This window comes from Emticicia agri, assembly GCF_004168285.1.
GTDB classification, from domain to species: Bacteria; Bacteroidota; Bacteroidia; order Cytophagales; family Spirosomataceae; genus Emticicia; species Emticicia agri.
The window spans coordinates 12,350-35,070 of record NZ_SEWF01000024.1; the positions used below are offsets into that span (position 1 = coordinate 12,350).

Consider the following 22,721-nt stretch of genomic DNA (forward strand, 5'->3'; position numbering starts at 1 on the left):
CGGCACACGTAATATCATGATTCGTATTACCTCTAATCGCACCTTATGGAATTGAAACACTGCTCTACCCCGCCATGTTGTTTACTCTTAAATCCTCTAATCGCACCTTATGGAATTGAAACATTTTTTTTGCAAAATCTGCTTGGGTCATTTTGAGTCCTCTAATCGCACCTTATGGAATTGAAACCAAATTGAAGCTATTCTTGAAAAACAGTTGTACAGGCCTCTAATCGCACCTTATGGAATTGAAACTTAGGTAGTGAAGTACAGGCAATTATCAAGCCCTTGCCTCTAATCGCACCTTATGGAATTGAAACAAAAAACACAAGAATATGCACCCGAATATCTATGATACCTCTAATCGCACCTTATGGAATTGAAACAATTTTGAAAATGGCTCTACAATTATTGTGCTGCGACCTCTAATCGCACCTTATGGAATTGAAACATTCCAATTGCTCAACCGTTTGGGCATTATTAATGACCTCTAATCGCACCTTATGGAATTGAAACTTGGTAGCGAAAAGAACCATTCGTTTCTCGTAAAACCCTCTAATCGCACCTTATGGAATTGAAACGTCTTGGGAAAATTGTTGATTCGTTGCATGGCTATACCTCTAATCGCACCTTATGGAATTGAAACTACCGGTATAGATTTGCTTGAAGCTCATGCAGGTGACCTCTAATCGCACCTTATGGAATTGAAACAAGAGCGTGACGAGTGGAAAGCCAAAGCTGAGGGTCCTCTAATCGCACCTTATGGAATTGAAACTCAACGATGAGCTGAAGCGCAAGGCTCCGAACGCTACCTCTAATCGCACCTTATGGAATTGAAACCTCACCCGGCGGAACCAGCGATGGCAACTACATTGCCTCTAATCGCACCTTATGGAATTGAAACGTTGCTGAAGCCTTCTCCATCATTTTCGATGTCGTCCTCTAATCGCACCTTATGGAATTGAAACTTTTGATTTCTAACTCAGCTTTGGCTTTGGCCGCTTCCCTCTAATCGCACCTTATGGAATTGAAACGATATTGTCATCAATTTAATTTCCATATTTTTCAAAACCTCTAATCGCACCTTATGGAATTGAAACAAAAACTTATCTTACGGTTTCACCTGCCGCCGGAAGCCTCTAATCGCACCTTATGGAATTGAAACATAAATATTGTCAGCACTATCAGAGAAGTGGGGAGCCTCTAATCGCACCTTATGGAATTGAAACCTTTCTTTCGCCATCTACATCAATCACATAGGCATTCCTCTAATCGCACCTTATGGAATTGAAACTCTTCCCGGCTATCTACGATTTTCTGAATAAATACGCCTCTAATCGCACCTTATGGAATTGAAACCTTATCTCTAATTTTTCAGTCAGAGTAGTTACACCTCCTCTAATCGCACCTTATGGAATTGAAACTTTGCTTGCATCAACAGGTTTTTTGTTCCCGTCTACCTCTAATCGCACCTTATGGAATTGAAACTCACCGAAGAATGGCTTTTGAATATGGGTTTTACTTACCTCTAATCGCACCTTATGGAATTGAAACTAGGTTGCCAAACTGTCCACAGCACCAAGGCTGTTCACCTCTAATCGCACCTTATGGAATTGAAACTTTGCCTTTGTTGCATCGTCTAAAAGCTGTGATTCGCCTCTAATCGCACCTTATGGAATTGAAACCAAGTGGCGCACTAAGCACTTATATAGGAGTTTGGGCCTCTAATCGCACCTTATGGAATTGAAACTGCTCAAACACCTACGAAACAAAGAACGTTTCTCGTTCCTCTAATCGCACCTTATGGAATTGAAACTACAGTGCCGTTGAAATAGCAAATTACATGGAGTGTACCTCTAATCGCACCTTATGGAATTGAAACTGCCATCCAGAAAATTAGTTGCTTTATAGGCCATCGCCTCTAATCGCACCTTATGGAATTGAAACATATCAGGAAACAGAAAAATCTGCTACGCCAGTTCACCTCTAATCGCACCTTATGGAATTGAAACAAGGTCTTGCCTTTTCTGCGGCTTGCCCTTCTGTTTCCTCTAATCGCACCTTATGGAATTGAAACTTTCAGATTGGCTCCACTGTTGGCCTGGCTCACAGTCCTCTAATCGCACCTTATGGAATTGAAACTTAGGTTATATTAAAAGTTATGAATTTATTCATATACCTCTAATCGCACCTTATGGAATTGAAACCTATTATTTGTTCTTCTATCAGGTATATTCAAGTCACCTCTAATCGCACCTTATGGAATTGAAACTCGTCCCTGAAATCCGCTTTACTTCAGTATTTTGAAACCTCTAATCGCACCTTATGGAATTGAAACACCATTACCCGATGGTAGTGGTGAAATCTTCGTAAAGCCTCTAATCGCACCTTATGGAATTGAAACTTGCCGCCAATATTGCAAGAGACGGAGTATTGCGGACCTCTAATCGCACCTTATGGAATTGAAACATTCAATCCTGTGTTCGGCAAGATGAAAAATGCTTTCCTCTAATCGCACCTTATGGAATTGAAACGTTGCCCTGATAGTTTATTGGTGTTGTGGTAGCTCACCTCTAATCGCACCTTATGGAATTGAAACTTGTCATTGAAAATGGCGAAACAGTTTCAACCTGGCCTCTAATCGCACCTTATGGAATTGAAACATGAACTCCAGACGTTTACCTCAATATCTTGATCCGCCTCTAATCGCACCTTATGGAATTGAAACCATTTAGGAGAGGGTATAGAGAAGCAGGAAGAACAAACCTCTAATCGCACCTTATGGAATTGAAACTTCTCGGCAATACTAAACCGCCTGTTGTGCTACTTACCTCTAATCGCACCTTATGGAATTGAAACAGGCTTGCGTTTGGCGGAAACCCTGTAACGGTGAACCCTCTAATCGCACCTTATGGAATTGAAACCCTAATATCCGAAATCAGGCTTTCTGAAAATTGTTGCCTCTAATCGCACCTTATGGAATTGAAACTTAAACAAAGTTCCTTGAGTGCCGGAGTAAAGTGTACCTCTAATCGCACCTTATGGAATTGAAACTTGGAAACCTAACGGAAACCACAGGAAACCTAAAAACCTCTCAATCGCACCTTATGGAATTGAAACTTTTGACAATCTTTTACTTTCAGCAATATCGCTGCGCCTCTCAGTCCAAATGACTTTATTTCAATCCGTAGCCGGGTCTTAATTAGCTATTCTTATATAGTTTTCTGAGTACATACAGATTAATAATTCATAAAGCAGCATAGAATAAAAGTGTTTTTTTGCATTAAATTATTGTATTATTCCTTAACTTTCGCACCAATAAGTTCATCATCAACAGACATTGCTTACGCTCATAAAGGAAATCGTGTGTAAATCACAACTGGCACGATTTAAATTAAAGTATCATGCAGAAAGATACTCTTTTATTCCTCTTCTGGTAAGTAACCTGCTTCTTAATGGAGACAGAAGCATATCTATCAGAAATTATAGAGAAACATACAATAGAAAATCATAATCGCAATACAATGAGTAACAACAAAAGCTTAGAATCTCCCGGTTTACGATTTCGGGAAGCGATGAAAAAAGAAAATCCACTGCAAATTGTAGGAGCAATCAACGCAAATCATGCCCTATTGGCACAACAGGCAGGTTTTAATGCCATCTATCTTTCGGGTGGTGGGGTAGCTGCCGGGTCGTTAGGTATTCCTGATTTAGGAATAACTACGCTGGAAGATGTGCTGATTGATATTCAACGCATCACAAACGTTTGTAGTTTGCCGCTGATGGTTGATGTAGATACAGGTTTCGGCCCGTCTGCTTTTAATGTTGCCCGCACTGTAAAATCTCTGATTAAAGCCGGAGCCGCAGCCTTGCACATAGAAGACCAGGTAGGCGCCAAACGTTGCGGACACCGTCCGGGTAAAGAAATAGTAAGCAAAGATGAAATGGTAGATAGACTAAAAGCTGCTGCTGATGCCCGTATAGACGAAAATTTTGTGATTGGTGCAAGAACAGATGCTTTTGCAAACGAAGGTCTTGAAAAAACCCTGGAAAGAGTTGTGGCTTATAAAGAAGCCGGTGCAGATTTTATTTTTGCCGAAGCTGTTCCGGAACTAAGTCTCTACCAAAAATTTGTAGATGCTACGGGTATTCCGGTATTAGCCAATATTACCGAATTCGGCATGATTAAAATGTACACGGTTGAAGAACTAAAAGAGGCAGGAGTAGGTCTGATATTGTATCCGCTTTCAGCTTTTCGAGCAGCCAACAAAGCCGCCGAAAATGTTTATCAACATATCCGTAAAGATGGTACACAAAAAAATGTTTTAGACACCATGCAAACCAGAGAAGAACTCTATAAAAGCATTGGCTATCACGATTACGAACAAAAATTAGACGAACTTTTTAAAAAAACGCAATAATATGGAACCTACCTTTAAACCCAAAAAAAGTGTAGCGCTTTCAGGAGTTGTAGCCGGAAACACCGCACTTTGCAGCGTTGGCAAAAACGGAAATGATTTACATTACAGAGGGTATAATATTCTGGACCTGGCAGCAAAAGCCGAATTTGAAGAAGTAGCCTATCTGCTTATTTATGGTACTCTGCCAACCGCACCTCAACTGGCAAACTATAAACGAAAAATAAAGTCGCTGAGAGGGCTACCTAATTCGGTAAAGAATATTTTACAGCAGATTCCGGCGGCAGCACACCCGATGGATGTGATGCGTTCTACTGTTTCTGCCATCGGAAGCATACAGCCCGAAAAAGACGACCACAATATTTCAGGGGCAAGAGATATTGCCGATAAATTGTTGTCATGCTTTAGCTCGGCATTGTTATACTGGTATCACTATACGCATAACGGAAAAATCATTGAGGTAGAAACTGATGATGATACAATTGGCGGACATTTTTTACACTTGCTTCATGGTAAAAAGCCATCGGCATCATGGGTAGAGGCCATGCAGATATCGCTTAACTTGTATGCAGAACACGAATTTAATGCCTCTACCTTTACCAGTAGGGTAATTGCCGGTACTGGCGCTGATATTTATTCGGCCATTACCGGAGCTATCGGAGCCCTGAGAGGTCCCAAACACGGTGGAGCCAATGAAGTGGCTTTTGATATTCAGAGCAGATATAATTCACCTGATGAAGCTGAAGCGGATATAAGGAAACGCCTGGAAAATAAAGAGGTAATTATTGGTTTCGGCCACCCGGTTTATACCATTTCAGACCCGAGAAACGTAGTCATAAAAAAAGTAGCGAAGCGTTTGTCAGAAGAAGCAGGAGATATGCTCTTATATACTATTGCCGAACGTCTGGAAACCGTCATGTGGGAGGAGAAGAAAATGTTCCCGAATCTGGACTGGTTTTCGGCAGTATCTTATCATCTCATGGGTATTCCTACGCTGATGTTCACACCCCTATTTGTGATTTCGAGAGTTACAGGCTGGAGTGCTCATATTATTGAGCAAAGACAGGATGGTAAAATTATTCGTCCAAGTGCCAATTACATAGGCCCCGATAATAAAGAATTTGTTCCTATTGAAAACAGATAATAAACAGAAGATGTCATCACACATTTCAAATGAAAGACCGCAACCAGATAAAGTATTGGTAGATATAGCGGATTATGTATTAAACTATCAGATTAAAAACGATTTAGCCTGGCAAACAGCTCATTATTGCCTTTTAGATACCATTGGCTGTGGGTTGGAAGCCTTAACTTACCCTGCCTGTACTAAATTGTTAGGCCCTGTGGTAAAAGGTACCATTGTGCCAAACGGAGCTAAAGTACTGGGTACTCAATTTCAGTTAGACCCCATTCAGGCTGCTTTCAATATAGGTACCATTGTGCGTTGGTTAGACTTTAACGATACTTGGCTGGCGGCAGAGTGGGGACACCCTTCGGATAACCTTGGCGGAATTTTAGCGACAGCAGACTGGCTTTCGAGAACAAATATTGCAGAAGGGAAAGCCCCTTTAAAAATGAAACAGGTGCTGGAAGCCATGATTATGGCACACGAAATTCAGGGGGTAATGGCTCTTGAAAACTCATTCAACAAAGTAGGCTTAGATCACGTATTATTAGTAAAATTGGCCTCTACCGCCGTAGTAGGTAAATTGGTCGGCTTAACACGTGATGAGTTAATTAATGCTATTTCATTAGCTTTTGTTGACGGACAATCTTTAAGAACCTACCGCCATGCGCCAAATACAGGAAGCCGTAAATCGTGGGCAGCAGGTGATGCCACTTCCAGAGCTGTGCGATTAGCCCTGATTGCCAAAACAGGGGAAATGGGGTATCCTTCTGTATTAACAGCCAAAACCTGGGGCTTTTATGATGTGTCCTTTAAAGGCAACGAATTCAAGTTTCAAAGAGCATACGGCTCGTATGTAATGGAAAATGTGTTATTCAAAATTTCTTTTCCTGCCGAATTCCACTCCCAAACAGCCGTTGAAGCTGCCATGACTTTACATGGAAAATTGAAAGAGTTGGGAAAAACAACAGATGATATAAAGCACATCAGCATTCGTACACACGAAGCAGCTATTCGTATCATTGACAAGAAAGGGCCATTGAATAACCCTGCCGACAGAGACCATTGTATTCAGTATATGGTGGCAGTTCCATTAATTCATGGCAGATTAACGGCTGCTGACTATGAAGATAACATAGCTTCAGATACAAGAATTGATATATTGCGAGATAAAATGGCATGTGTGGAAGATGTTCAGTTTACAAAAGATTATCATGACCCTGAAAAACGTTCGATTGCTAATGCCCTGACTGTTGAGCTAAACGATGGAACTGTACTGGAAGAAGTAGTGGTAGAGTACCCGATTGGCCACAAGAGAAGAAGAGAAGAAGGGATTCCGGAATTAATCAAAAAATACAAAATCAATCTGGCTCGTGTATTCCCTGAAAAACAGCAGCGAATCATTTCAGAAAACTCGTTGGATTACGATACGCTGGCAAATCTTGATGTCAATCAGTTTGTAGATTTACTGGTTATCTGACAGTAGCATAAAACTATCTTTCAAAAGAGGGTTGTATTAGCTGATGCTAATACAACCCTCTTTTGAAAACTGTCATCAATTCTCCTCTAAAAATTCACTGTAAGGTTCATCCCATATTGCGGCAGTGATTTTAGCTCTCCCTCTCCCAGATTCTGATAAACAGGCAATCTGTACGAGAAACCTACATTAAATCTCTGGTAATATAACTCAATACCAGCGTTGGCCAATGTGGCTATGCCACCTGTCTGCGAGTTACGTACGCCTTCTTTTATATCCCTGAAACCATAATCTATTATTGCACCGATGTTTGGCATCATAGAGAATGCACCCCAGGCTTTGGAGTAAAAGGCAGTCAGAGAGCCATTGATACGGTTACCGAAACGGTATTTATCATTGCTTTTAGTCGAAATTCGCCCACCAATTTCTGTATTCAATCCCCAGTCATGACTCTTAATGGTATGAATAGCACTTAAAAGAAAATCTGTACTACCTGTACCTAACTGAAAATTCGGATTGATTTCATCTTCATAGCCATATTCAAACTTTCCGGTTGCCAGTTTTACCCCTCCGCCAATCATAAAGTTCTGGTAAATATGACTGGTATTGGTTGTATCCAGAAAAGTATTAAAAACATTTACATGCGCCAGCACAATAGCATCACCAATTCCATTTTTCAAAGCCTCGGTACCACTGTATTTTAATACCTGATGATTGGAATTATAAGGCAGGAAAGCCATTATCTGAAGGTTTTTTACGGGATAAAATCTTGCCCATAATTCAGCCGTCTGGTAGGTTTCCCGGGTTTTCAGTAATATGCTATTCAGGTGCGAATCATACGTGCGGTGTCTGTATCGCAGCCCTATGAATTGTGTTCCTGCACGTGGCGTAAGTCCCACAAATGCACTACCATTGGCACAACCACAAATATCGCAGGCAAGCACCTCAAATTGATTGAGTATAAACAATAGAAGGAGTATTTTTTTCATATCATCTTATTTACAAGTAGCTTTCATTATACAACCTGAAAACTCTTTATTACCAAACCCTGAACAACGATAGTATCAGGGTTCATTTTTTTACATATTTTTCCGGTTCTTTATCAAATCTTTCTTTACACACTTTACTACAAAACCCGTATGGCTTTTCTTTATAAGTACTCACCAGAGTAGTTCCCTTTTTTACTTTCATGCCACATACAGGGTCTTTACCATCTTTCTCTAAAACAAGCTTTTGTTTCTGAGTTGCCTGTTTGGTTACAGGTTCCTGGGCATTAGTTATGTAGCAGCTGATACATAGCAAAAAAATAAGGTAATCTTTCATCAATTTAAAGTTTTAGTTTTTTTATCATTACAATCAGTACTCAGAGAAATATCATCAGGAGCATCACTCAACCATTTGAATTCCGATTTCAGACACTCATTAAAATACAGTACTTTAGTATTGGCTTTAAACGAAGCAACCAGAATATATAAATGTGCTGATAATTCGTCGAAATAATCCAACTGATGTGCATAGAAATTTTCTCCTTCAATCATTTGTTTGGCATCCAGAAAGAGTTTTTGCTGATAACTATCAAAGAATTTTTTCTGTTCTGTTTCAGTGATACGAATCCTGTTCAATGTTTTAATAAGGCTTCTTGCCGCCTCAGCCGCCAACAAACTATTCTTTGCTTCTATGGCGGTTTTTATTTTAAAATAGGCATCAATACTCTGATTGAACAAGGTCTTTATAGTTTCATCAGTAATCCTGAAACTCTTCAGTTCGGCATCAATATTCTTTCTTGGAATTTCATTGATTAAAGTACTTTCTGAAAACAATGTATTTTTTACAAAATCTTCATCGTCAAGGGTTTGCAGAAAAGCAATAATCTTTTGTTGTTCGTCAGCGTTTAAAGAAATACCTGGTTTCCCGTCTTTCATAAGCAGAGCATCAAGCGAAGGTGTTTTCTCTATTTTTGAGGCATAATGTTCCAATACCTCTGCTAATGAAGAAAATCTTCCATCGTGCATATAAGGGGCTGTATAGGTCAGATTCCGAAGGCTTGGCACCTTGAATTTGAATTGGTCTGCTTCATCATGCGTTATTTCAAATTTGCCCTTGTCATCTGCGTTGGGGAATAGTCCGTTATTTCTGAATGAGAAATCTGTAAAAAGTGTCCCCGAATGACAGGACGCACATTTTTGTTGGAATAATGCCAGCCCTTCTGATTCAGTTTCTGTCAGTTTTACGCCTTCTTTACGCATATAGCGGTCATATTTAGAGTTGGCCGAAACCATTGTCAGCATAAACTGAGAAAGTGCTTTCAGAAACCTTTCTGTATTGATTTCCTCACTTCCGAAAGCATTTTTAAACAAAGCAGGATATTGCGGCGAATTACGCAGTTTATCCAGCACATTAGCCAAAGATTCGTCCATTTCTGCCGGATTGGTAATGGGCGAAACCGCAAAGAAATCAAGGTCATGCACGCCACCATCCCAGCCAAAACTGCTCGACCAGGCCAAATTAAACAAAGGCATTGAATTCCGTTTTGTCAGCTTGTCATTAACCCCATGACTCAACACGTGTCCATGCTGCGTAAAGCTGGCAGATTGCTGATGGCAACTACCACAGCTTACCGTATTATCTGCCGAAAGGATAGCATCATAAAACAGGGTTTTACCTAACTCTACCCCTGCTGTACTAAGCGGATTACTCTCAAAATGATAACTTGGCTTCGGAAAATTGGCCGGAACCGAAAAAAGCTCAGGTTCGCTGATGCTTTTAAATGATAAAAATGCAACTGCCAACACCAATATCAGTAATTTAATTTTTACGCTCATTTTTGCTCCTGATTCATGCCTAAAGCATTTTTATCCTTATCGGCGTTTGCCACTAATGTACCTAAACCGACAAAAGAAAACATGGTTTTATAATTTTCAGCAATTTTTGCAGAAAATGGTCCGCCCATAACCGTAGGATTTTTTGCTATCTCTATATTGGTTTCGCCATTCAGTATTTTACTGGCATCGGCCTTAATGGTAATCTGAGGGATGTTTTTACTGTCTTTGATACGAAGTGTTTCTTTTCCGAAATCAATTGTAGCATATCGGATATTGTTGAGCGTTTTTTTGTTACCAATACCGCCAAACAAGCCGATATGATACATAAACATATTGTTTTTTGCCGTTGATTGTGGGCTTGTGCCTTCCATCTTTACGAAGATATACCCCGAATTCCATGCCCAGTACATATCTTTGGCATCGCCACCCACATCCAGACAGCCCTTGCGGTATCCGATTTCTGAGGTACTTCTGGTGCTATCTATACCAATTAAAAAACTGGTACCCGTGAATTTCCCTTTTGGAATATCAGTAAGCGTAATGGTCTTGCTGTCTTTATTACTTTCACGAATCAGGAAGTATGATTTATCCTGCGGAATGTCATAGGTTGACCCATCTTTTCTGATAAGTTTGATATTGCTTACAAAATACTGAAACAGCGAAACGTTGAATTCGTCGCCGGTAGCATTTTTATATTTTTTATCGTTCAATATAAGTGGTTCATTACCTAAAAAATGGTCAAAACGAATGCTTAGCGAGCCTGTTTTTTGTGCATTGGCTACCGAAATGGCACAAAGCAGCATAAGAAGTATTTTTTTCATTGTTAAATACCAAATTTTTTATTTTTTAAAAATTCTTCATCTGTTAATGTTTTCAGAAACGCTATCAGCTTTGCTTTTTCATCTTTGGTTAAAGCAATACCCGGGGTCTCGTTATTCATTAGCAAACCATCTAATGTTTTTGATTCAATTACCCCATCGGTGTAGTGATTCAAAACTGCATCAAGGCTATAAAAGCGTCCATCGTGCATATAGGGTGCAGTCATGGCAACATTTCTCAGGCTGGGTACTTTAAACTTGTAGCTATCTGTTTGTATTGCCGTAATTCTCTGCCGTCCGGTATCCTCTTTGTTATAAACGGGTAATCCATTATTACGATACGAAAGGTCAGTAAATAATTCACCCGAATGGCAAGAAGCACATTTCTGTTTGAAGATGGCTAACCCTTCCAGTTCTTCTGAACTTAGTATTCCTCCTGCTTCTTTTCTTACATATTTATCATAGAGGGAATTGGCTGAAACTAAAGTAAGCATAAATTGTGAAAGCGCTTTCAGAAACCTTTCGGTAGTAATTTCTTTACTGCCATACGCTTTCTGAAAAAGCGTGGTGTATTTTTCCTGCTTGCGCAGTTTCTCTAATACATTACCCAGTTTTTCATCCATTTCTACCGGATTCTCAATAGGTGCAATAGAAAATAAATCCAGGTCAAACACGCCGCCATCCCAGAAGAATTCTTTCTGAAAAGCCATGTTCTGAATAGGCATGGAGTTTCTGATACCAATTTTATTGTCGATACCATGACTTAAATCATGCCCATGATGCGTAAAAGCCGATGGTTGGCTATGACATTCGGCACAGGAGATAGTACCATCTCTTGATAAATTCCCATCAAAAAAAAGTATTTTTCCTAACTCGACACCCTCTTTTGTCAACGGATTTTTAGAGAAATCATACACAGGTTTCGGGAAATTAGGCGGAACCCTGAAAAGTACCTCCGGTTCAATTTCCGGGGAGTCGTCTTTCGAACAGGCAACTCCCAGATAAATCAAACCACTGACCATCAGCATAAGAAATTTTGATTTCATCAGTCTTTCTCGTTATGGACGTGGTCAACTATAAAACTTTTTGCATAGTTCTGTCCAATCGGAATACCTGCATCGGGCGAGTGAACCATATAGGTTTTGGCAATACTAATCTGATTTACCCCATTAAATACTTTTGATACATCATGAATAACATGTATTTGTGGAGACACATCTCTTCTTACCTGTGCAGTATTAGCCATTGGCAGAGTTATAGTTCTGAGGTTATTGATGGTTTTACCTGTCATTCCACCAAAACCACCTACATGAAAGGCATATTCTGTCATATTCATCATATTAGGCGGAATAGCTGATGATTTTCCTTCCATTTTGAAGAAAATATAGCCTGAATTCCACGACCAGTACATGAAATCGTCGCCATAAGAAGCGGGGTCAAGCACACCCGTACGTTGGCTCACATCAGATACTGACTTCAAGCTGTCAACGCCAATCATGTAAGAAACCTCGTTATAATTGCCTGCCGGAACATTATCTAATTTGATAAGCAATGAATTAGGGTCTGACTGTCTTACAAGAAAATACTGGTTCGGGAATTTCACAACTTCGCCATTCTCGTTTTTAAGCGCAATATTAGAAACAAAGTAATTCAGGCGGGTAACCGTGAAGTCTTCATTGAGTGAATTTTTAGCAGTAGTTGTACCCAAAACCAACTTCTGGTCGCCCACACGATTGTCGAATTCAAGAATTACAGTATTTTTATCATTCGGATTAATATCATCCTCCTTCTGACATGAAACGACGATAATAGAAGCAAAAAGAGCTATCAATAAATATGAGAAATTTTTCATTATGTTAAAAGTATATAGCGTGTTTCGGGATATACGTAGGTATATCTCAACAAAACACAAAGTATTTTGAAAATGATAGATAAAGTAAATCAATAGCCACGTTTATGCGTTTGGCTACAAAATCAATAATGAATGTGATTACAGACAGGCAGGCGGATGAAAAACAGACGAAGAAAACTCTAATGTGTTTTTTTCTGCGAAAAGATAGTTTTTTGCAGAAAAATCTTTAATATCAACTACATTATCAAAATCAAACTGATTCCGGCTTTCAAATGTGTTGATTTCTAATAATTTATAAATAAAATTCTGAAGGGCGCTTTGTTCTTCTTTTTCGGTTTGTGTCTGAATTTTTTTTGCTAAAAAACATTTACCGTCACAATGCAATTCAGGTCTGTTTTTATTGACACAGTAGTTTTTGATAATAAAGTCTTTGCGAAGTTCATAATCGAGACAAATAAAAGGCACCACAAAAGATTTCACCACCATTGCCAGTGAAAGAAAAGTGAGTGCTATTTGCTTGAATTGAAACATGCGTGCAAAGGTAATAAATAATTGAATACAGGTAACTAAAACCCTGATAGAATAGGTGTTTAATAGAAAACGAAAGTTGAAGGCTATATTGCTCAATACTAAGATATAGTTTATGCCTGATACTTAGGATAAATATCCTAACGTTTTAAAATAACGTTTCTTTTACAGTTAAAACTGCAAAAATTTGAGTGCCAATCCAGTTCAATACGCTATGATAGTCAGAAAATCACTTTTCTCCCTTTTACTTTTTACCATTGTCTTCTATAATAATATGGAGGCAGAAGCCCAAAAAAGAATTAAATTTCCGGCAGCTTATGTAGTAAACGGAGGTAGCAATACCATTTCAGTTATTGATTTAAAAACGCTGAAAGTAAGAAAAACCATTCAACTCCCCAATACCGATTGTTTACCTCATCATATCAGCCTGTCGTCAGACAGAAAAAAAATTCTGGTAGCTATGCCGGAGTTTGATTTCACCCAAAGTCATAATTTATTGCACCAGGCCACAGACAAGAAAGGCGGAGTAATTGCCATAGATGCGCAGACAGGTAAGGTATTATTAAATTTATCTCTACCAAAGCCGAATTTTAATGCAGTTTTTTCAAACGATAATACTGAAATATGGTCAGCAGCAGCTACGCATTCAGGGCAGATGCACGTTTTCGATGCCAATACAGGGGTGCAAAAAGCTATTTTTTCATTGGGAGCAGACCCTACTCAAATCATCTTTTCTAAAGACGGAAGCCATGCGTTTGTGGCGTTAGAAGAAAGCAGTTTTATTTTAGCGCTTGATACCCGATTAAAACAGATAAAAAAATACATTAAAGTTGACCCGTTTCCCACGAATGTCTGGGCCGGAAACAACGGCAATATCTATGTAGAGAATAAAAATCTGAAGGCCATAGCCATTGTAAACGAATCAACAATGGAAACTTATGAATTTGTAGATATTAATTTCAAACCCGGACAAATAGCTTACAATCAATTGCTTAACGAACTATGGGTATGTCAAGCTGAAGACAATAAAGTAACTTATTTTGAAAGAAAGAATAATGCATGGGTATTAAAATCGACTATTGAAACAGGTCAGGATGCTTATGCTATAACCTTTGCTAAGGATGAAAAAACTGCCTATGTAGTCAATCGTAAGGAAAATACAGTATCCGTTATCGACGTAACTAAACATCAGAAAATGACTGATATTCCGATGGGGACATTGCCTAATGGAATTGTATTAAGAGAATAAACCTATTTCAGCAAAGAGATTTCAATTCATTAGTTTCTTTAACTCCTCATCGTCCTCCTCAATCAAATCAAAAACCGTTTTTCCATTGCTATTAGGAATACTTTTATCAGCACCTGCCTGAAGAAGGATTCTGATACATTCCAGATGCCCGTTTATCTCTTTTTTATCTCCCGATTTCAGTCCATGAACCGCCCAGAAAAGTGGCGTAGATTTAAAATCAACACATAATTTATTGAGTTCTGCACCTGCCTGTAAAATTTTTTCTACTACGGCTGGCCTGCCACACCACGCAGCCCAATGCAGGGCTGTACCACCATGCCCTCCTGCATGATTAATTTCTGCTCCTTGTTCAATATAAAAAATTGCTACTTTGTCGGCATGCAGACTTGCCGCAGCAACAAGTGGTGTATCTTTTTTCTCTACCCTTTCGCCCCCATTAATATCTGCTCCATACGCAAGAAATATTTTTGCCATTGCTACACCGTCTTCATGGGTATATAGTCCGGCAAATACCCCATCACAAATCCGGTGAAGCGGATGCGCTTTGGTTACATTGGCCTTATCGTATGGTAAGCCCTCATTAGCCAAAGAAGGGTTTTCTGAAAGGATATTTCTAAGCCCTTCCAAGTCTTTTTTATTGATTAATTCCCTTATTATCCATTCCATTGGGTTTTTCGGTTTTCAGTACAAATGTTATGCTATTTTTTTGAATAATTATATAGATGTTTGTCGATAAATAGTAAAATATTTGGAGTAGATCTTTTCTGAATTTCACTAAAAGCTGTCTATTTTTTTAAGTTTTAGAGCATTATGTATTTTTCAAGTTTATACCAAGTGATTGTTTTATAAACAATTATTGTTTACTTTTCGGCATATTAGTAATTCTGCATAAATCTATGACTAAAATTCTTTACACTACAATCTTGCTGTTATTATCCTATTATTATTCTTATTCTCAAGAACAAACTCCGGCTATAGAATGGACAGAGCCCTATAGTGGAGGAACAAGAGGCGGAAGCATTACTGCTTTCCCTGGCCCTAATGTTTTATTTGCTTTAGTAAAAGCTCAAAACTCCAATAGTGGCACAGCAAGCATCAGTAAGTTCTATGCCGATGGTCTTGTGAAAAATCAATATATCGTGGCTGCTGGAGGTTCTGGTAATGCCCCTATTATGTCACAATATGCTTCTCAAGACGGCGGTGCACTTGTCTATCTTTTTTATGATGGAGTACTTAGAAGATATGATGCCAGTCTGAATGTAACCTGGCAGAAAACTGTCAGTTTCACCGTACAAAACGCCACTGCTACGCTTGCCAATGGGTATTATATATTAGCTAACACTTTTGCCAATAATAAAACTTTCTTAGAGCTTAAAAGAATGAAGAATGATGGCAGCATTGAGTGGTCGGTTGATATTACAGATTTTGCAAGTGTGCTGACTGATATTCAGACAAGCAGCGATGATGGGGTAATTATTACAAGTGCCAATGGTTTAAGAAAATATTCCGTAACCGGAAAACTGGTCTGGTCAAACACAACGATTTTAGACGCTTCTCAATTGATTATTACTGACCCTTCTATTATGTATGTCTATACCAATAGCAGCAATAGTAATATCCGTAATATAATTCAGCTAAATACTTCTACGGGAGTAGCTAACTGGACAAAATCTTTAGTCGGAGAAAGTATCATTGACTTTGAGAGAACATCAGATAATGGTTGTGTTTTCAGTACTAATACAGGCATGTATAAATACAATTCTACGGGGGCGTTACAATGGAAAAACATAGGTTATAGCTCTGCTAAAATCACTACTACCGGCGACGGTAAAATATTTGTCATAAAAAACAACTCTATTACAAAGCTGACATTTGACAATGAAGTAGTCTGGACTAAAAGTTTCAATAATGATTACTATATTGTTCAGGATGTTCACGGTGCCTCTGATTTCGGGCTATATGTTACTGCCGTAAAAAATGGCGCAATCTATAATACAAACCCTGATTTTCTTCTTTTTAAACTGTCATCTCCTGATACGCCATGTAAAACAAAATTCGATGTTATTGGAGAATCTGCTACCTTTTGCCGAACAGGCAGTTTTTCATTATCGTCCAAAATAGGAAACGGATTGATGGAATACCTGATATATCTGACTAATTTCAGTTTTCAGTGGTACAAAAACAATGTGCCGATAGAATCAGCTACTAACTTTTCATATATAGCTTCCCAATCCGGAAACTATAGTCTGAAAATCAAGCAGAAGAGTTGTGAAACTATCTCCCGCAATGTAGAACTAAATATAGTTAACCAAACCCCTCCGGTAATCGAAGCAGATACTAACCAGATTTGTGCGGGCAATAGTATTAGTTTAAGAGCCAAAGGTTGTGATGGTGTTGTTGTGTGGTCAAATGGGGCAAGAAGTTTGCAAATTACTGTTACACCACAAGCTACAACGGCTTATAATGCCCTATGCGAAAGAACCGTCAACAACGAACTTTGCCAGAGTTTCACAAGCGCTAACCTTACCATTACGGTGCTTAGTTCTTCTAATTTAAAAATCAGTGATATTGCAGGTAAAAGAGAGTTTTGTGAAAATGGCTTTACAGAACTAAAACCAACGGTAAGTGGTGGAATAGCTCCGATTACCTATACGTGGAAAAAAGGAAACAGTTCATTGGCGGGTCCAAACATCACTATTAATGAAGACAGTAAGTATGTTTTATTGGTGGTTGATAAAATCGGTTGTTACGATATTTCTGATACTATTCGCATTAAAAAAATAGCTAATCCGATTGCACCTACTATAAACACCCCAGCAAGTACGGTCATCTGTGCTAATAAAAGTATCGTACTTACTACCGATATAAAAGAAAATAGTTACCAGTGGCTATTAAACAATATAAAAATCGAGGGTGCTGTAAGTCAGTTTTATGCGGCTACAAGTCCGGGCAGCTATCAGCTTAAAGTTTTCAATGCGAGTGATTGTTCCAATATCTCTGATAATAGCATTGTCATTTCCTCTTCAGATTTAAAAATCAATTCAATAGAGGGAAATAGAGCTTTTTGCGAAAGTGCTTCTACCGAATTACGTCCAGCTATAAGTGGAGGAGCCACTCCATTTACTTATGAATGGACTAAAGACGCAAAAAGTTTTTCTGAAGATTCAAGCATTTCTATTAATGAAGGCGGTGATTATCGCCTTTCGATTAAAGATAACACTGGCTGTACCGTTCATTCAGATACGGTCAAAATTAAAAAATTAGCAAATCCTACTTCCCCAGTTATCAATTCTCCGGCAAGTACTGAAATTTGTAGTAATGGAAGTGCGGTATTAACCACTGATGCCAGGGAAAGCTCCTATCAATGGTTAATGAACTCCACAGCAATAGATGGCGCAGTGAATCAGTTTTATACAGCTAAAACTCCCGGAAAATATCAGGTAAAAGTTACCAACATTAATAATTGCTCAAGTATTTCTGATACTGCCATAACCATTACCCAGCTAATTATCCCTCAACCAAGCATCCAGCAGGCAGACGACACCTTAATTTCAAGCGCTTCAGCAGGGAATAAATGGTACCTCAACGGAAATGAATTACCTTTTGTGACACAAAAAATCAAGTTTATAGAGGTAGGCAATTATCAGGTAAAAGTTACTGAAAGAAGTTGCGAAAGTCTTCCGTCTGTTGCCTTTTTGCCTGTGGTTTTAGCCAACGAACAAGCATTTGACTATATACAGGTTTATCCGAACCCTGCTTCTGATAAGGTATTTGTCAAATCATCAAAAATAGTTGCCTATCAATTGCTTGATGTCTCAGGGCGATTACTGGGGCAGTCAACCGATAGAAGTTTTAGCCATACTATTGATTTACGTCGCTTTTCTGCAGGAAATTACTTTATCATTTTCCTTGAAGAAAACGGTAACCATTTTGTCAGAAAACTATCAGTCAGTCAATGAGTGGTAAATTAGTATAGAAGTCTCACCAATCAAACTTTAATAAAGAAACACCTTGTCTTGGTAGTTTAATAGTCAATTTTAAACTACCATTGCTTGTTTTTACATAGCTTGGCGAAGTCAACAGGGTTAACTGTCCTGCCTTTTCGAGTATAGCAATCTGCTCTTTTGTCGGGTTTTCGGGTGAACCCATTTTCTTCCAGACTTCGTAGGCATTGCTATTTTCGTTATCTATTCTGTAATGATAAAACCTGATTTTTTCAGTGGGTAATCCTTTCAAATCTATTTCAATGGTTGCATCTGCTGCCTGCACATCATCGTCATGGTAATGCCAGAGCATCACAGCGGCAGCATTAACATCTTTGCTGGCAAGCGCATTAATATCTGCGTATTTCCCTCTTACGCTTGAGTCTCTTACCATCTTGAAATCATATTTCTGATTTCCCTTAACCTCTACACGTTTACCCGACATCTGTCCGAACATTCTGAATACGTTCAGCACGGGTTTATCTATCCCATTGGTTGCCAAATCACGGAATCCATAAAAATAGGGTTGATTTTCAAATTCAAAAGACCAGCTAACTGTGCCTTTGAGATTGACTTTATAATAATCGGCCAGGGCATACTTGCGGGCAAACGAAGCGGCCGTATAGCTTGAATACATGGTGCCATTACGATAGGCATTCTGTGGGTTGGTTTTCATACCACACGCTGCACACCCTTCAGGGTCTGATTCTCCGATAATGATGGGCAAATGTTTAAGCGTTGGAAATGACGCCACAATTCTGAAACCCTCTGAAATATCTCTTAGCTGTGTACCCATGTTCATCTGCACGTGTCCGTCTATTATTTTAGGCGCACCTTTGGCATGGAAAGAAATAAAATCAAGTGGCGAGCCTACTTTTCCGGTTACGTAGTTTTTACCCGAAATACAATGTTTCAGAAAGGTTTGCAGAAAATCTGCGGCTTTATTCCAGCTTGGGCCGGTGGTTTCCGGGCCACCTATTTTAATAGTGGGCAAGGCTCTTTTGGCGGCATCGGCCGTGTAGTCATATAACTTGCAATATTCTTCTACTGTGCCTTTCCAATAACCAATGTTGGGTTCATTCCAAAGCTCCCAGTACCAGCTTTCCACTTCTTTTTTACCGTATCTCTCTACTGAATGTTTTACCCACTGGTACACCAATTCAGCCCATTTTTTATAATCAGTAGGAGGATATGCCCAACCTGTATAAATATCATTGTAAGGCATACCGGGCTTCCAGTAATGTTCGTAGGGTTCGGGCTTAGGCGAAAGCGCTTTAGGCATAAAACTGAATTGTGCCAAAGGCTTGATACCTCTTTCCAGATAGGTATCAAAGATTTTATCTATAATAGTCCAGTCATATACAGGTTTGCCGTTGGCATCTTCGGTATAGACATTGGTTGAACCCCATTTCAGGGTCAAGGTATCATGCCCTGATGTAAGCAGATTATGCGCTCTGAAATAAACTGGAACAGGACTCATAGCCGATAATTCGGATAATAGTTTCTTACCGTCTCTCATATAAGCATAGTTAGGTTCATCAGCTCCAAACCATGCCCACATGGTAGTCATGTCGCCTATTTTTTTATTGAAATCAACCTGAATGAGTGTTTTTTCGGAAGAAGAATTTTGGGCAAACGCAATGAAACTAAAAAGAGCAAAGACGCCCAAAAGAATGATTTTTTTCATGGAAAGGTGGTTTGAATAGAATGACACAAATGTAACTAATTCAGCTACTTAACAAAAATCATTCTTTAAAGTATATATAATTACTTTTCAGCAATTGATAGTCTGTAATTCTACCACGGAGATCACCGAGTAATTGCACTGAGTTTCACGAAGTTTTTAATGACACAATCACGGTGTGGCGGCCGCTAAACCCTCTCAACTACCACCGCATAACCCATCCCCACTCCCACACACATAGCTACTAAAGCATAACGCTGTTGAGTTCTGACTAATTGATTAATTGCTGCCTGAATAATGCGTGTGCCTGACATGCCTAAAGGATGTCCTAAAGCAATGGCACCACCATTCGGGTTAATTCTTTCGTCATCATCTGCTAATCCTAACAAGCGGCTAACGGCCAGACATTGGGCAGCAAAGGCTTCGTTGAACTCTATCACAGCCATATCATTGAGTGATAAACCTGCTTTTTGCAAGGCTTTTTTCGAAGCCTCAACAGGGCCAATGCCCATAATACGTGGCTCTACCCCAACCACTGCTGACGAAACAATTCGGGCTTTTGGGGTGAGGTTATAGGTTTTAATGGCTTCTTCTGAGGTTATCAGCATGGCTATTGCACCATCATTGAGTCCGGCAGCATTGCCTGCGGTTACTGTACCATTTTCTTTCTTGAAGGCAGGTTTCAGTTTGGCTAATACATCTAATGTTGTATTGCCTTTGATAAATTCGTCTTTATCAAAAGTGCTTATATTACCTTTTTTATCAGGTATTTCAACCCCTATTATTTCTTCGGCTAAAATACCGTTTTGTTGTGCGGCAAATGCTTTCTGTTGAGAACGATAAGCAAATAAATCCTGGTCTTCCCTACTGATGTTATACAGCTCAACTAAATTTTCAGCCGTTACACCCATCGCATCAGTCCCATATAATTGGTGCATTTTAGGGTTAACAAATCGCCAGCCGAAACTTGAATCAAACATTTGTGCATCGTTGCCAAAAGGTTTTGATGTTTTAGAAATAACCCAGGGGCCACGTGTCATATGTTCCATACCTCCGGCAATGATTATCTCTCCATCGCCTGCCTTAATAGCTCTATTGGCATGAATCACCGCCGACATACCTGATGAACACAAACGATTGACGGTTTCGCCTGGAACTGTATAGGGCAATCCGGCTAATAATAAAGCTATACGTGCCACATTCCGGTTATCTTCTCCGGCCTGATTATGGCAACCCAAAATTACATCATCAATAATATCAGGCAAAATCGTCGGGTTTCTTTTCAACAGTTCTTTAATAGGAATAGCCGCTAAATCGTCTGCACGGACCGGTGACAAGCTCCCTCCAAAACTACCAATAGGTGTACGGATAGCATCTATAATATAGGCCTCTTTCATGAAACATTTCTTAAATTTTAACTCAATTTTTCTACAAAACCAGCACTTGTTTTAGCTCTTACTTCTGCTAAAGTAGCGTTTGGCATCAACTCTATCAATGTTAACTGATTAGCTGTATAATCAAAAACTGCCAGTTCGGTTATAATCAGACTTACTACTCCCGAAGCCGTTAATGGTAACGTACAGGTAGGAACAATTTTAGATGACCCATCAGGGTTAGTATGGGTCATGGTAATAATTAATCGCTTCGCACCTTTGGCTAAATCCATAGCTCCACCTACGCCCAAGAGCGGTTTGCCCGGTACTGCCCAGTTAGCCAGATTAGCGGCTTCATCGACCTCTAAACCACCCATGATGGCTACATCAATATGCCCGCCACGAATCATGGCAAAAGAATCGGCACTATCAAAATAACTACTGCCTTTTAGTGCCGTTACAGGAATTTTGCCTGCATTTACCGGATAATCCATTGCTCCACCCCCATCGACAGGCACAGGGCCAACGCCTAACATCCCATTTTCGGTATGTAAAATAATCCCATGTTCTTCTGTTATCAGGTCGGCTACTAAAGTCGGAATCCCAATGCCTAAATTTACTACATCGCCTTTTTTTAACTCGGCCAAAGCCCGTTTAGCCATATTCATCCGGGCTTCATCTACTTTCTTAGAAGAAGAAACCGAAGCCGACGTACCCAAATCTTCTAAGGTCAATGTAGCTTGCACCAGATAATCGACATAACAACCGGGTGTGTGAATATGCTCAGGTTGAATATCCCCTACCGGAACAATCTCTTCTACTTCTGCAATTACCAGGTCGGCGGCTGTTGCCATCGCCTTATTAAAATTCTGTTCGGTCATGCGGTATTGCAGATTCCCTGCGGTATCTGCCCGCCATGCCCGTATAAAAGCTACGTTTCCTCTCAAACCTTTGATAAAGACCTGTTCTATCCCATCTATTATTTTGGTTTCACGTCCTTCTGCTATCAATGTTCCGGCAGAGGCAGGAGTATAAAATCCCCCGATGCCTGCGCCACCTGCTCTCAAGGCTTCGGCCAAAGTACCTTGTGGCAACAATTCGTAGTCTAACAAACCTGCCTGAACCGCCTTTACGGCATCAGGATTAGAGGTAAAAAAGGAACCTATCAATTTTTTGAGTTGACCGTTTTTCAATAATCGTCCTCCACCTAAACCTACTTCGCCTGCATTATTCCCAATAAAAGTGAGGTTTCCCGTTCCTAATTCGGCCAAAGCATGCATCAGATGCACAGGATTGCCCGTCATGCCAAAGCCCCCTTGTAAAAGTGTGTCGCCCTCTTTTACCATACGGGCGGCTGTATGTATATCAATAATCGGAACCTGTTTCATAATCTT

16 protein-coding genes and 1 CRISPR repeat array (1 of these 17 cut by a window edge) are annotated in these 22,721 nt (G+C 39.5%); of the genes, 5 read left to right on the forward strand and 11 right to left on the reverse strand.

Features of this window, described 5'->3' with window-relative positions:
• Nucleotides 1-3,117: direct repeats of the CRISPR family, unit length 29 nt; unit sequence CCTCTAATCGCACCTTATGGAATTGAAAC (it extends 11,306 nt beyond the left edge of the window).
• A 404-nt stretch (nucleotides 3,118-3,521) separates the two neighbouring features.
• From prpB to EWM59_RS16250, 3 genes are read left to right on the forward strand one after another with little or no spacing between them, the layout of a single operon-like run.
• On the forward strand, nucleotides 3,522-4,418 hold the full coding sequence (prpB, locus tag EWM59_RS16240; RefSeq protein WP_130022281.1) for a methylisocitrate lyase: 897 nt from the start codon (nucleotides 3,522-3,524) through the stop codon (nucleotides 4,416-4,418).
• Between the two features lies 1 nt (nucleotide 4,419).
• Entirely contained in the window at nucleotides 4,420-5,559 is a 1,140-nt protein-coding gene (prpC, locus tag EWM59_RS16245) for a bifunctional 2-methylcitrate synthase/citrate synthase (protein ID WP_130022282.1), read from the forward strand.
• Between the two features lie 10 nt (nucleotides 5,560-5,569).
• Complete coding sequence (locus tag EWM59_RS16250) at nucleotides 5,570-7,021, forward strand: bifunctional 2-methylcitrate dehydratase/aconitate hydratase (protein ID WP_130022283.1); 1,452 nt, start codon at nucleotides 5,570-5,572, stop codon at nucleotides 7,019-7,021.
• Between the two features lie 86 nt (nucleotides 7,022-7,107).
• Here EWM59_RS16250 and EWM59_RS16255 read toward each other — a convergent pair whose 3' ends face one another.
• The 7 genes from EWM59_RS16255 to EWM59_RS16285 all read right to left on the reverse strand — a co-directional run bounded on the left by EWM59_RS16255 (nucleotide 7,108) and on the right by EWM59_RS16285 (nucleotide 13,041).
• On the reverse strand, nucleotides 7,108-8,007 hold the full coding sequence (locus EWM59_RS16255) for a hypothetical protein (RefSeq protein ID WP_130022284.1): 900 nt from the start codon (nucleotides 8,005-8,007) through the stop codon (nucleotides 7,108-7,110).
• Nucleotides 8,008-8,089: 82 nt separating this feature from the next.
• On the reverse strand, nucleotides 8,090-8,341 hold the full coding sequence (locus EWM59_RS16260) for a YHS domain-containing protein (protein ID WP_130022285.1): 252 nt from the start codon (nucleotides 8,339-8,341) through the stop codon (nucleotides 8,090-8,092).
• Nucleotides 8,341-9,840, reverse strand: a complete 1,500-nt coding sequence (locus EWM59_RS16265; RefSeq protein ID WP_130022286.1) for a cytochrome c peroxidase — start codon at nucleotides 9,838-9,840, stop codon at nucleotides 8,341-8,343. The genes EWM59_RS16260 and EWM59_RS16265 overlap by 1 nt, the downstream gene beginning before the upstream one ends.
• Nucleotides 9,837-10,661: an MbnP family protein gene (locus EWM59_RS16270; RefSeq protein WP_130022287.1), complete on the reverse strand. Its 825-nt coding sequence runs from the start codon at nucleotides 10,659-10,661 to the stop codon at nucleotides 9,837-9,839. Before EWM59_RS16270 ends, EWM59_RS16265 begins: the two co-directional genes overlap by 4 nt.
• Before the next feature lie 2 nt (nucleotides 10,662-10,663).
• On the reverse strand, nucleotides 10,664-11,704 hold the full coding sequence (locus EWM59_RS16275; RefSeq protein WP_130022288.1) for a cytochrome-c peroxidase: 1,041 nt from the start codon (nucleotides 11,702-11,704) through the stop codon (nucleotides 10,664-10,666).
• On the reverse strand, nucleotides 11,704-12,510 hold the full coding sequence (locus tag EWM59_RS16280) for an MbnP family protein (RefSeq protein WP_130022289.1): 807 nt from the start codon (nucleotides 12,508-12,510) through the stop codon (nucleotides 11,704-11,706). Before EWM59_RS16280 ends, EWM59_RS16275 begins: the two co-directional genes overlap by 1 nt.
• 138 nt (nucleotides 12,511-12,648) lie before the next feature.
• On the reverse strand, nucleotides 12,649-13,041 hold the full coding sequence (locus tag EWM59_RS16285) for a hypothetical protein (protein ID WP_165372195.1): 393 nt from the start codon (nucleotides 13,039-13,041) through the stop codon (nucleotides 12,649-12,651).
• Between the two features lie 211 nt (nucleotides 13,042-13,252).
• On the opposite strand from EWM59_RS16285, the gene EWM59_RS16290 reads away from it, so the two are divergent.
• Nucleotides 13,253-14,287 (forward strand): YncE family protein, encoded by a 1,035-nt coding sequence (locus tag EWM59_RS16290; RefSeq protein ID WP_130022291.1) that lies wholly within the window; start codon nucleotides 13,253-13,255, stop codon nucleotides 14,285-14,287.
• A 21-nt stretch (nucleotides 14,288-14,308) separates the two neighbouring features.
• Here the strand turns inward: EWM59_RS16290 and EWM59_RS16295 are convergent, their stop codons facing one another.
• Nucleotides 14,309-14,953, reverse strand: coding sequence for an ankyrin repeat domain-containing protein (locus EWM59_RS16295; RefSeq protein ID WP_130022292.1), 645 nt, complete (start codon nucleotides 14,951-14,953; stop codon nucleotides 14,309-14,311).
• Nucleotides 14,954-15,183: 230 nt separating this feature from the next.
• Here EWM59_RS16295 and EWM59_RS16300 point away from each other — a divergent pair, with 230 nt between their 5' ends.
• Nucleotides 15,184-18,246, forward strand: a complete 3,063-nt coding sequence (locus EWM59_RS16300) for a T9SS type A sorting domain-containing protein (protein WP_130022293.1) — start codon at nucleotides 15,184-15,186, stop codon at nucleotides 18,244-18,246.
• A gap of 22 nt (nucleotides 18,247-18,268) precedes the next feature.
• Here EWM59_RS16300 and EWM59_RS16305 read toward each other — a convergent pair whose 3' ends face one another.
• The 3 genes from EWM59_RS16305 to EWM59_RS16315 form a co-directional block, all read right to left on the reverse strand.
• Entirely contained in the window at nucleotides 18,269-19,957 is a 1,689-nt protein-coding gene (locus EWM59_RS16305) for a GH39 family glycosyl hydrolase (protein WP_130022294.1), read from the reverse strand.
• Nucleotides 19,958-20,142: 185 nt separating this feature from the next.
• On the reverse strand, nucleotides 20,143-21,351 hold the full coding sequence (gene pcaF, locus EWM59_RS16310) for a 3-oxoadipyl-CoA thiolase (RefSeq protein WP_130022295.1): 1,209 nt from the start codon (nucleotides 21,349-21,351) through the stop codon (nucleotides 20,143-20,145).
• A 17-nt stretch (nucleotides 21,352-21,368) separates the two neighbouring features.
• Complete coding sequence (locus tag EWM59_RS16315; RefSeq protein WP_130022296.1) at nucleotides 21,369-22,715, reverse strand: 3-oxoacid CoA-transferase; 1,347 nt, start codon at nucleotides 22,713-22,715, stop codon at nucleotides 21,369-21,371.
• Between the last annotated feature and the right edge of the window lie 6 nt (nucleotides 22,716-22,721).